Genomic DNA, 12,092 nt, shown 5'->3' with positions numbered 1-12,092 from the left:
CAGTTTCTTCGCAAGGACGCTTGTCTTCGCCACAGCACGCTGATAGAGGCGCCCATCGTTGCCGCTTTAGCTCAGTTGGTAGAGCACATCATTCGTAATGATGGGGTCACAGGTTCGAGTCACCAAGCGGCACCACTATCTTTCCTGGGCAACCCCGACACATGCGGCTGAAAAGCCGTTTGCTTGAGCGCTTGATTGAGTCCTGTCTGGGATGCCTTTAGCAGCATCGCGTTACAGTTGGCCGCCTACCCTTTGAATTTGGCGTATACATTGCGAACCCAAGGACTCGACTCCCAGCCGCTCTCGATGACGCCTCGGCGCCGCCTGCTCGGCTCGGCCGAAAGTTCGATTTCAATCACAACGGCGCAACGCGTCGCCACCTGGCACGTCGACGCTTCAAGGCTCCAGTCCGCGCCAATAATAGATCATCGCGCGGACCGACTGCGTAATCCACGGAAGAAATTCCTCGTCACGCTCGGGATCGGTCACGTCGATCCAGCGAACATAGGCATCGAGCAGAAATGCGGTGATCGTTTGCGACAGGATATGAATATCGCCCGGCCCCTCGCTCTGCGGACCTAAAATGTCCGCCTGACGCTGCTCGATGCGGATCGCCAGCGCCTGAGACAGCCGATCGAAATGCACGCCGAATTCGGGATCATGCGACGCGTGGCGCACGAGGAGTTGCATGGCCGATCCATGTTCGCGGGCGACCTTCAGCGTGTGGCGGAGGCGCCCGGTCCACCAGTCGGTTTCGATCATGTCGGCGGTCAGCAGCGCATCGACGATTTCCTCGAGCACCGCGTGCACCAGATTGTCCTTCGATTTGAAATATCGATAGAGAATCACCTTCGACACGCCCGCGCGCTGCGCGACCTGATCCATCGTCACCTGCCGGATGCCCCGTTCGTTGAGTTCGGCCGCCGCGGCGATCAGCAGCTGTTCGCGCCGCCGCTCGCGATGCGCGCTCATCATCTCGTTATAGGTTTGCGTCACGGGCGCACGACCGGACGCGAACGGGAAATCCTCTCTGCTTTCATTCCGCACCCATCGGATTTTCGAGCCGATGTGGCAAGGGTGTTTACAACTGCGTGACTGAATGTTACGCGCCAGTAACACATGCGGGACATCGACGACACCCGCGGATAGTAGGGAGAGTGAAATGCAGAAGGGGGATACCCGTTTCGCGTCGTTGCTGCGTCGCGGCGCAGCCGTTCCGGCGCTTGTTTGGGCTTTGTCGGCATCCTGGGCCTCGGCGCAGACGGTGACACCGGAATTGCCGGCCGAAACCGCCGCCACGGCAGTGGATGGCGACGAAATCAAGGTCGTCGCGCGACGCCGCGAAGAAAGCATCACCGACGTTCCCGCTTCGGTCGGGGTCATGACCGGCGACCAGCTCGACCGGCTCGCGATCAAGGATATCGCCGACTATACCCGCCAAACACCGGGCGCGATTCTCATCGGATCGGGACCAGCCTATCTCAACGATGTCGCGCTGCGCGGACAGGGCGGCGGCCGCCTGGGCTTTTCCGAATCCACCACCGGCATTTATCGCGACGGTATCTTCGTTGCCGGGGGCGGGTTCGGGGGACGCAGCTTCGGGCGGATCGATTTTTACGATGTCGACCGCGTCGAGGTCTATCGCGGCCCGCAGGGCGCACTTTACGGACGCAATTCGGTCGGCGGAGCGGTGAATGTCATCAGCAAACGCCCCGATCTCGACTTCGGGGCCAAAGGCAAGGCCGGTTACAACAACGTCGACAATCTCGACCTGACCGGCACCATCAACGTCCCACTCGGCCAGACCGTCGCGCTCCGCATCGGCGGCTATTACGCCGATCAATCGGGCGGCTTCTATCGCGACCAGGTGACCGGCCGCGTAATCGACAATACGCTCGACTGGGGCATGCGCGGTACGCTGGGCTTCGGCATCGATACCGACAGCACGGCCTATCTGACGATCGAGCAGTCGCGGTCGGAGGCGCCCGGCTTTACCTCGATCGGCCGCAACCGGACGCTCGACCCCGATCCGTTCGTGCGCACCGGGCTCGACGCGATCGATCGCGTCGTGATCGACCAGACGCAGGTCATCGGCGAATTCACCCACAAATTCGACGGATCGTCGCTGACGATCCTCGCCAACTTCAAAGGCCGCAAGGGCGATCGCACCGGCGCCGATTTCGACCATTATCTGGGGATTCGCCTCCCCAATGTGGCACTCTATGACGCGCAGGGCGAGGATTTCGATCGCTTCGGCGCCGAGGTTCGCTGGGCATCGAGCGGCTCGGGGCCGTTGAGCTGGCTCGTCGGGGCCGACGCAATGACCTTTGTGTCTGAAGTCTATTCGAACCGCACGGGAACGGTCACCGGAAGCGGATCAACAGTCATCGCCCTTCGCCGCCAGCTCCGGCTGCAGCTTTCGCGCGAAGAGCTGCATTCCTACTCGGTGTACGGGCTGGTCGGCTATGATCTGACCGACCGGTTGAACCTGTCGTTCGAGGCGCGGTTCCAGACGGATAACAAGGATTTCCGCTTTCAGCAGATCGATCTCGACGCCACGACAAACGAGGCGATCCCGCTGACGAACTTCAGCCGAAGCTGGCAGCGTTTCCTGCCGACCGTTGCGGTCAATTACCGCGTCGATGACCGCGTCAGCCTCTATGGCCGCGTCGCCACCGGCTACCGTCCCGGCGGTTTCAACCAGTCGCCTGCTCAAGGCTTCTTCGATCGCACGCCCTATGACCCGGAGGACATCACCTCGGGCGAAGTCGGCGCCAAGGGAAGCTGGCGGATCGGCGCGACGACGCTGCGCGGGCAGATCGCGCTGTTCTACAATGAATCGCGCGACGTCCAGCAGACGACGACGCTGTCGACGACCAACCCGTCCTTCACGCTGGAGAATGTCGGATCCAACTATATCTACGGCGGCGAGCTCGAACTCGGGCTGCGCGCGCCGGTCGCGGGCGGTCGCTTCTCGGCCACGTTCAATCTCTCGGGCGCACACGGAAAATGGAAGGACGGCGCATCGATCATCGCTTCGGGTGCGGTTCTCGATCTCGCCGGAAAGACGACGCCCCGCGCCCGCGATTATATCATCAGCCTCAACGGCCAATATGACCATGACGTCGGGGGTGGGATGAATTTGATGGCGACCGCCAGCTATCAGACCGCGTCGGGCGGGTATGACGACGCGTCGCTCACCCGCAAGAGCGATGGCTATTCGATGCTCGACCTGTCGGCCGGCATACGCGGCGAACATTGGTCGCTGATGGGCTATGTCAAGAATGTCACCAACGATCTCTACACGGTGGTGACCGTCGGCGGGAACGACTATTTCAACACACCGCGCACCTATGGCGCAACGCTGAGCTTCGACTGGTGAGGCGCACAATGCTCCGCCCGCTGATGCTCGCCGCCGCGGCTCTCGCACTCACCTCGGCTGCGCAAGGCCAGTCATCCTCCGATAGCGGGCTCTCCCGCCCGCCAGTTGCTGCAGAGGCACTCCCGCAGCATCTGACGGTGCAGGGCGTCGAGCGGGATTTCCTCCTGCTCGACGCCCGTCGCGGCAAGGCCCCGGCGCCGCTTGTCATCGCCCTGCACGGCGGCGGCGGGAACGGTGCGACGATGGCCCCGCGCTGGCGCGACCTGGCCGAACGCGAAGGGCTGGTAACGGTATTTCCCGAAGGCGTCGGGCGCACGGCGCGCATGGGAACCTGGAACGCCGAGGGATGCTGCGGCTATGCGATGACCGAGAATAGCGCGGACATTGCTTTCGTTGCCGCGATCATCGATCGCATGATCGCCAGCGGCACCGTCGATGCGGACCGCGTGTATGTGACCGGAATGTCGAACGGCGGCATGATGACGCACCGCATCGCGATTGCCCTGTCGGACCGCATCGCGGCGGCCGCCGTGGTTGCGGGCGCGATGTTCGGCGGCGAGGCAATGCCGAAGCGGCCGGTCCCGATGCTCATCATGCATGGGGTCCGCGACCAGGTCGTCGGATATGACGGCGGCACGAGCCCGATGGCGCTCGTCGCGCGTTCGCAAAGCCGCCCTTTTCTTCCCGTCCGTTCAGCCGTCGACTTCTGGGCCGGGGCCGACGGTTGCACTGCCAAATCGACGCAGTCGGGCGACGGCGACGAAGAAATCACGATCGAAACGCACAGCGGCTGCCGCGGCGGAAGCGAGGTGATCTTCTATCGGCTCAAATCGGCGACCCATATGTGGCCGGGCGCGCCGAACCGGATGCAGATGCTGGAAACGACGCCGTACACTGCGCTCGATGCGACCGAGACCATCTGGTCCTTCTTCAAGCACCATGCCCGCAACTGACGATCCGCGATTGCTGCCCGGCCTGACGCGCCGCGAGACGTTGCTGGCCGGCGCCGCATCGGCCGCGCTGCTGGCCCTTGCGCCATCGGCTTCGGCGCGGGGGGCGCCCCCGCGTCGCCGCGAAGGCGAATGGCCGGTCTATGGCGGGACCAACGCAGCCGCGAAATATTCGCCGCTCGACCAGATCGATGCGAGTAACTTCGACAGGCTTGAAATCGCCTGGGAATGGACATCGCCCGACGCGAAAATCCTGGCCGAAAACCCCGATCTGCGTCCCGGCGAATTTCAGGCGACGCCGATCATGGTCGATGGCAGGCTGTTCACATCGACCGCCATGTCGCAGGTTGCCGCCATCGACCCGGCGACCGGCAAGACGCTGTGGGTTCATGATCCGCAAAGCTGGCGATCGGGCTATCCAACGAGCAAGGGATTTCTTCACCGGGGCGTCGCCTATTGGCGCAGCGGACAGGATGCGCGTATCGTCATCGGAACCGGCGACAACCGGCTGATTGCCCTCGATGCCGCGACAGGCGAGCGGGTCGCGGGCTTCGGGACAGACGGCGCCGTCGATCTGCTCATGGCTGCCGGGCTTGCGCGCGCCGATGCGCCTGCCGAACTGATCGGCATCACCTCGCCGCCCGTCATCTGCCGCGACACCGTCATCGTCGGCCAATATGTCAACGACCGGCCGACGCAGGCGTCGATGCCCGGCGGCACCGTGATGGGATTCGATGTTCGCAGCGGTCGGCTGAAATGGACGTTCCGCATGATCCCCCGACCCGGCGAACCGGGGTCCGAAACATGGGAAGCCGATGGCGCGGCGCGTACCGGCAACGCCAATCCCTGGGCGCCGATGAGCGCCGACGATACGCTCGGTCTTGTCTATGTTCCCGGCAGTTGTCCGACGAATAATTTCTACGGGGGCGAGCGGCCGGGCGACAATCTGTTCGGAAACACGCTCGTCGCCATCGACGTCGAAACTGGACGCCGGCGCTGGCACTTCCAGCTCGTCCACCACGACATCTGGGATTATGATATTCCGTGCGCGGGCAACCTCGTAGACATCATGGTCGATGGTCGCGCCATCCCCGCCATCGCCCAGCCCACCAAGCAGGGTTTCTGCTTCGTTTTCGACCGGCGTACGGGCGATCCCGTCTGGCCGATCGAGGAACGGCCGGTGCCGCAGTCCGTGCTTGCGGGTGAACACACCGCCGCGACCCAGCCTTTTCCGACCCGCCCCCCACCCTTCGACCGGCAGGGGATAAGTGACGACGACCTGATTGACTTCACGCCCGAACTCAAGACGGAAGCGCGCGCGATTCTGGCGCGCTATCGCAGCGGGCCGCTCTACACTCCGATGGGAACCGAACACACGACGATGGTGCCAAGTTGGGTCGGCGGCGCCAACTGGTGGGGGGCAGCGGTCGATCCCGAAACCGCCACGCTCTATGTTCCGTCGATCACCGCGCCGGTCTCGATGCAGTTGGCGCCCGACGGCAGCCGGATCGACGCGCCCGATGGCGACGTCGAAATCGCCGGGCGGTCGACGATCGTGCGCGGCCCGCAAGGATTGCCGCTGCTGAAGCCGCCTTATGGCCGGATCACCGCCATCGACCTCAATCGCGGCGAGATCGTCTGGTCGCGCGCCAACGCGCCGGGCGCGATGGATAGTGCAGCCTTTCGGCCGTTTGCACCGGGGTGGATCGGAACGACGTCGCGGACCGGCCCGCTGCTGACGCGGACCCTGCTTCTGATGGGGGAAGGCCCGCACGCGCCGCGGCAGTCGCGCAAACTGCTGCGCGCGTTCGACAAACGCACGGGCGATGTGGTGGGGGAGGTCGCGCTTCCCGATCACACGCTCGGGCCGCCGATGACCTATGCGGTGGACGGGCGGCAGTATATCGTCTGCGGCATGGGCTTTCGCGCGGCGCCGCACCGGCTCGTCGCGCTCGCCCTGCCCCGCTCGGAGGCAACGTCATCATGATCGGCTCGGCCCCCTCTCGCCGGACCCTGCTGGGGTCGATCGCAGGCGCGGGCCTGCTCGCAATGGCCGCGCCTGCACGGGCGGCCGGCGCAATCAAACATTATATTCTGGTCGAGCTGCTGCCGGGCGTCGATCAACTTGCGCTCGACCGCTGGTATATGACCTATCACGCCCCCGAAGTGCGGCGCGCCTATCAGGCGTGGCAGCGCAACTATGTCTCGTTCCGCTCCTATTTGCCGCCCGAAGAGGCGCGGACGCGGTTCGGCGTCGGTTACGGCCGGATGACCGAGATCCATTTCGACGCGATCGACGATTTTCGCGAAAGCCGCCGCAACAGCCTCTATGGCGACAATCTGGAATCCTTCACCCCGCCGCCGGGCGGTTGGGCGAAAAACAGACTGTTTCGCAGCACGACCGCCACGATATCGACCAATCCCGACCGGCTGTTCCTGTCGCAGCCCACCCCGCCGCGCGACCTTCCCTATATTCGCTGGATCCTGTTTCAGCGCTATCCTCCCGGCGTGGCGGTGGACGAAGGCGAGGCCTGGTTCGAGGCGGTTCACGCGCCGCAACTTGCCGCGCTACCTGGCCTGCGCCGCTTTGCCCGGTACAAGGTTCTCGGCGAACGCAGCCCTTTTACGCGGGTCACCGAATTATGGTTCGACGATTATGCGCAATGGCGCACAGCTTTTCTCGGCCCGCCGCCGATCTTCACACCGCCGCCATGGGGCGGCGATTTTCCCTATTCCGAAACGAAATCGATGTTCATCGGCGAACGGCCCGACATCGATTTCATTCATGACGAGCGCGTTATTCCATGACTGAGACCTTATCGGCCACCCTGCAATCGCTCGACGATCTGCTTCGCCATTCGGCCCGGCGCGCACCCGCGGCTCCCACGCTTGGTCCGCGCGCGGCGGCGATTGGCTTCGGCGATCTCGATGCGCGTGTCGATCGCATCGCCGGGGCGCTTCTGCAGGACGGTCGGCCGGGCGATCGCGTGGCGATCCTGGGACGCAATTCGGTCGAGCAGGTCGAACTGCTGTTCGGCATCCTGCGCGCCGGGCAAACGGCCTTGCCGATCAACTGGCGGCTCGCCGAGCGCGAAATCGACTATATTTTGGCCCATTCGGGTGCGACGCGATTGTTCGCCGACGCCGCCTTGCTCGATACGGGCCGCGCGGCTGCGTCCGGTCGCCCGCTTGCTGTGCACTCGCTCGACCCCGGAGCTTTCGCCGCGTGGCGCGATGCCGCAACGCCCGCCGCCGCGCCATCGACGTCGCGCGACGCGCTCGCGCTGCTGATGTACACCAGCGGCACCACGGGGCTGCCGAAGGGGGTGATGCTGTCGCACGGCAATGTCCTCGATTCGCTCTCGATCTTCGGCGAACCGCCGCTTCACCTCGGCCCCGACGATGTCGTGTTCGCGCCCGCGCCGATGTTCCACATCACCGGGATCGGCCCGGTGCTGCGCGCGGTGCAGACGGGCGCGCGCCTGATCGTCGCGGGTTACTTCGATCCCCACGACGCGGTACGGACGATGGCGCATGAAGGCGTGACCTATACCACGCTGGCCCCCGCGATGATTCAGGCTTGCCTCGCCAGCCCGGCGCTCGTCGAAACGCCGCCGGACCGGCTGCGCATCATCGTCTATGGCGGTTCGCCGATTGCGCCGGCGACGCTTGACGAAGCCCGGGCGCGGATCGGCTGCGCCTTCGCGCAATGCTATGGCCTCACCGAAACGACCGGCCCCGTCACGATCCTGACGCCGGAGGATCATGCGCCCGGACGCGATCTGCTGCTCTCTTGCGGGCGCGCGCCGGCGGGCGTCGAAATTGCCGTGGTCGATGCCGAAGGCCGCCCGCTCGCCGCCGGCGAAACCGGCGAGATCATCGTGCGCGGTCCCGTCGTCATGGCGGGCTATGCCGACGACGCCGAAGCGACCGCCGCGACGGTTCGCGGCGACTGGCTCCACAGCGGCGATGCTGGCTATGTCGATGCCGAGGGCTATGTGTTCATCCGCGACCGGGTGAAGGACATGATCGTTTCGGGGGGCGAGAATATCTACCCGGTCGAGGTCGAAAAGGCGCTGGTGGATCACCCGCATGTCGCCGACGTCGCCGTGATCGGAATTCCCGACGCAAAATGGGGCGAAACGGTGCTGGCGCTGATCGTGCCGACCAAGTCCGCTCCCGATGCTGCGGCGATCGATGCCTTCTGCCGTGGGCGGATCGCCGGATATAAATGCCCGCGCCGCATCGAGTTCGTCGACAGCATTCCGCGCAATGCGGCGGGCAAGATCCTGCGCCGCGCGCTGCGCGAACCCTATTGGAACCAGCACGAACGAAGGGTGGGCTGAGCCGGCACCGCCGCGAATTGAGGAGAGAGAGATGACGGTCCTGACTTATCGCCAGCCGATGGCGCGGCGGCACCTGCTGCGCCTTGCCGCGACCCTGCCGGTCGCCGCCGCGGCCTTCACGCCCGCAGTTCGTGCGATGACGCCCGCCGGAGCCGGCGATGCCGCCATGCAGGCGGCCTTCTACTACGCCTTCCCCCTGTTCGAATTTGCGCGGATGGAGCAGACGCTGACCGAATCCGTGGGCGGCCCGGGAACGCTCAACCATATCAAGCAGCGCTCACAGCTCTCCGACTATCGCTCGCGCAACGTCACCGCGCCCAACAACGACACCATCTATTCGTCGCTGTTCCTCGAGCTTTCGGGCGGGCCGGTAGAGGTGTCGATCCCGACGATGCGCCATCGCTATTTCTCGGTCGCCTTCATGGACGCGTTCACCGACAATTTCGCCTATCTGGGAACGCGTACGACCGGCGGCGAAGGCGGGCGGGTCTGGGTCGTCGGGCCCGATTGGAATGGCAAGGCGCCCAAGGGCGTTCGGCTTGTGCAATCGACCACCAACGATGCATGGATGCTCGCGCGCATACTCGTCGATGGCCCGGACGATCTCCCCGCTGCGGAAGCGCTGCAGCAGCAGATCAGTGCGACAGTCGCCGCGGGCCGGCCGCCGGCGCGCGGCTTCAACGTGCGCGCCGAACGCGAAGCGAGCGATGCCGCCAATTTCCTCGCGGTGGTCAATGAGATGCTCGCGCGATCGAAAGGCGGCGCGGGGCAGCTGGTGCGGGCCGAACGCTTCGCGGCGCTCGGCATCGGCGCCGACGCACCGCCGCCCTCGCCCGCCCTCCTCGCCGCTTGGGCGGCCTATCTGCCATCGGGTATCGCTGACCTGCGGCAGGGCTTTCTGTTCCGCGACCTGGTCGTCAACGGCTGGAGCTATCAGCCGCGGGGCGTCGGCGATTTCGGTACCAACGACCATCTGCGCGCGATGATCGCGCTGGGGGGTATCGCGGCGCTGGGCGAGCAGGAGGCGATGTATTTCCACGCAAACTTCGATGCCAGCGGCGAACGGCTGAGCGGTGCCAACAGCTACCGCTGGCGCCTGCCGCCCGGCGGCGTACCGGCCGACGCCTTCTGGTCGCTGACCATGTATGATGCGCAGGCGGACGGACGCTATTATCTCGTCGAAAATCCCCTCGGTCGCTATTCGATCGGCGACCGGACGCCCGGGCTGGTTCGCGAAGCCGACGGCAGCATCGTCATCTTGATCCAGCGCGATAGGCCCGAAGGCGCAATGGCTGCCAACTGGCTGCCCGCCCCGGCCGGAACGATGCGCCTCGCCCTGCGCGCCTATATGCCGCGAGCGGAACTCATCGAACGCAAGTGGCGCGTTCCGCCGCTGAAAAAGGTCGCCGCCAAGCCAGCGCCGGGCTCCTGACGCGATGATCGCGTGCGCGGGATCATCGGTCCTAAACCGACCGCGGATGACCGACGTGGCGCGAGAGAAACATGAGCGACACCCCTCACCGAGGTTTTTAAGCACGACCGTCGCATCAAATGATTGGCTCCTAACCTTGGCATCCGCTTGTGCTGAGGTCTTCACGTTCCCGCATTCGGCCGGCGGGAGGATATCTGCTCCCCGGCACGCCCGCTGCATCCATGCCATTGACGAAAACCGAATGCAGTAACTGGTCGCCGCGCGGCGCCGATGATTTTCTTTTCTATATTTTAGAATGGAAGCGGCAATTTTATCTCACTGTTTGGGAGGGTCGCCCCTGCGTAGACCGACTGCACCCCGAACGATCGGGATCACCGATCTTCCAGAGAAGGATTGCCAACCATGTCGATCAAAGCCACCCCGTCCCCCGCCAAGGCGCTGCTGGATCCCAGCAACCACGCGCTGGTCCTCATCGATTTCCAATCGCAGATGGCGTTCGCCACCAAGTCGATCGCACCCGAACTGCTTCGCAACAACGCGGCCCTGCTCGCCAACAGCGCTGCCGGCTTTGCCGTCCCGACCATCCTGACCACGGTTGCCGAGAAGAGCTTCTCCGGTCCGATGTTCAGCGAGATCACCGATGCATTTCCGGGGCAGGCGCTGTTCGATCGCACCAGCATGAACACCTGGGAAGACGCCGCCGTGATCGGCGAAGTCAATCGCATCGGCAAGGAGCGGCTCGTGTTCGCCGGCCTCTGGACCTCGGTCTGCATCGTTGGCCCCGTGCTCTCGGCGCTGGCACAGGACTATGACGCCTATGTCATCACCGACGCGAGCGGCGATATCTCGACCGAAGCGCATGAGCGCGCCGTCGAGCGCATGGTGCAGGCCGGCGCAAAGCCGATCACCTCGCTGCAATATCTGCTCGAACTGCAGCGCGACTGGGCGCGCGCCGAAACCTATGACCTGACCACCGGCATCGCTCGCAAATGGGGCGGCGCCTACGGCCTTGGGATCACCTATGCCAAGACGATGTTCGGCGCCTCCGAGGGCAGCCACTGATTTCACCCGCCGGACCGGAGGGTTGTTGGTTCCGGTCCACTCCATCCAAATGCTGAAGGGAATTTGTCATGAGCTATGTAACCACCAAGGACGGAACCCAAATCTTCTACAAGGACTGGGGTCCGAAGGACGCGCAGCCGATCGTCTTCCATCATGGCTGGCCGCTGTCGTCGGACGACTGGAACAACCAGATGCTCTTCTTCCTCGCCAAGGGCTACCGTGTCGTGGCGCACGACCGCCGCGGTCATGGCCGGTCGCAGCAGGTGAGCGAGGGACATGACATGGATCATTATGCGGCCGATGCGGCGGCAGTGATGGACCATCTCGACCTGCGGAACGCGGTTCATATCGGGCACTCGACGGGCGGCGGCGAAGTCGCAGCCTATGTCGCCCGCTACGGCATTCCGCAGGGCCGCGTCGCCAAGGCGGTGCTGGTGTCGGCGGTGCCGCCGATCATGCTGAAGACCGACCGCTATCCCGGCGGCCTGCCGATCGAAGTGTTCGACGGCATTCGCAGTGAGCTGGCGGCCAACCGGTCGAAATTCTTTCGCGACCTGCCCTCGGGCCCCTTCTACGGCTTCAACCGCGACGGCGCGAACGTCATTCCTGCCGTAATCGACAACTGGTGGCGCCAGGGCATGATGGGCAGCGCAAAGGCGCATTATGACGGGGTCAAGGCCTTTTCGGAAACCGACCAAACCGACGATTTGAAGGCGATCAACGTGCCGACGCTCGTCCTGCACGGCGACGATGATCAGGTCGTGCCGTACAAGAATGCCGGCGTGCTCCAGGCCGAAATCCTGCCCAATGCGACGCTCAAGATCTATGAGGGCTTCAGCCACGGCATGCTGACCGTCAACGCCGACGTCATCAACCCTGACCTGCTCGCCTTCGTGCAAGCCTGAGGCAAATAAGGGAGG

At 64.6% G+C, this 12,092-nt stretch carries 9 protein-coding genes and 1 tRNA gene; 9 read left to right on the top strand and 1 reads right to left on the bottom strand.

The window, feature by feature from the left end:
- The first annotated feature begins 60 nt into the window (after positions 1 to 60).
- Positions 61 to 135 (top strand) — tRNA-Thr (locus STE01S_RS17475).
- Between the two features lie 261 nt (positions 136 to 396).
- Here the strand turns inward: STE01S_RS17475 and STE01S_RS20505 are convergent.
- Entirely contained in the window at positions 397 to 996 is a 600-nt protein-coding gene (locus tag STE01S_RS20505; RefSeq protein WP_062770091.1) for a TetR/AcrR family transcriptional regulator, read from the bottom strand.
- A gap of 166 nt (positions 997 to 1,162) precedes the next feature.
- Between STE01S_RS20505 and STE01S_RS17465 the strand changes: the two genes are divergently transcribed.
- The 8 genes from STE01S_RS17465 to STE01S_RS17430 all read left to right on the top strand — a co-directional run bounded on the left by STE01S_RS17465 (position 1,163) and on the right by STE01S_RS17430 (position 12,077).
- Positions 1,163 to 3,382, top strand: coding sequence for a TonB-dependent receptor (locus STE01S_RS17465; RefSeq protein WP_062770088.1), 2,220 nt, complete (start codon positions 1,163 to 1,165; stop codon positions 3,380 to 3,382).
- Between the two features lie 8 nt (positions 3,383 to 3,390).
- Positions 3,391 to 4,335, top strand: a complete 945-nt coding sequence (locus STE01S_RS17460; RefSeq protein WP_082813404.1) for an extracellular catalytic domain type 1 short-chain-length polyhydroxyalkanoate depolymerase — start codon at positions 3,391 to 3,393, stop codon at positions 4,333 to 4,335.
- On the top strand, positions 4,286 to 6,319 hold the full coding sequence (locus STE01S_RS21090; protein ID WP_082813403.1) for a pyrroloquinoline quinone-dependent dehydrogenase: 2,034 nt from the start codon (positions 4,286 to 4,288) through the stop codon (positions 6,317 to 6,319). Before STE01S_RS17460 ends, STE01S_RS21090 begins: the two co-directional genes overlap by 50 nt.
- On the top strand, positions 6,316 to 7,140 hold the full coding sequence (locus tag STE01S_RS17450) for an EthD domain-containing protein (protein WP_062770079.1): 825 nt from the start codon (positions 6,316 to 6,318) through the stop codon (positions 7,138 to 7,140). The genes STE01S_RS21090 and STE01S_RS17450 overlap by 4 nt, the downstream gene beginning before the upstream one ends.
- Positions 7,137 to 8,678 carry a long-chain-fatty-acid--CoA ligase gene (locus STE01S_RS17445; protein ID WP_062770076.1) on the top strand — a complete coding sequence of 514 codons (1,542 nt, stop codon included), beginning with the start codon at positions 7,137 to 7,139 and terminating at the stop codon, positions 8,676 to 8,678. The genes STE01S_RS17450 and STE01S_RS17445 overlap by 4 nt, the downstream gene beginning before the upstream one ends.
- Before the next feature lie 31 nt (positions 8,679 to 8,709).
- Positions 8,710 to 10,110 (top strand): DUF1254 domain-containing protein, encoded by a 1,401-nt coding sequence (locus STE01S_RS17440; RefSeq protein WP_062770073.1) that lies wholly within the window; start codon positions 8,710 to 8,712, stop codon positions 10,108 to 10,110.
- 402 nt (positions 10,111 to 10,512) lie between these two features.
- Positions 10,513 to 11,172, top strand: a complete 660-nt coding sequence (locus STE01S_RS17435) for a hydrolase (protein WP_062770070.1) — start codon at positions 10,513 to 10,515, stop codon at positions 11,170 to 11,172.
- Positions 11,173 to 11,240: 68 nt separating this feature from the next.
- On the top strand, positions 11,241 to 12,077 hold the full coding sequence (locus tag STE01S_RS17430) for an alpha/beta fold hydrolase (RefSeq protein WP_062770067.1): 837 nt from the start codon (positions 11,241 to 11,243) through the stop codon (positions 12,075 to 12,077).
- Positions 12,078 to 12,092: the final 15 nt, after the last annotated feature.

This window comes from Sphingopyxis terrae subsp. terrae NBRC 15098 (assembly GCF_001598815.1).
In the GTDB taxonomy this organism is placed as follows: Bacteria; Pseudomonadota; Alphaproteobacteria; order Sphingomonadales; family Sphingomonadaceae; genus Sphingopyxis; species Sphingopyxis terrae.
The sequence above is the reverse complement of the archived record's forward strand: the minus strand, read 5'-3'. Positions and strand labels throughout refer to the sequence as shown.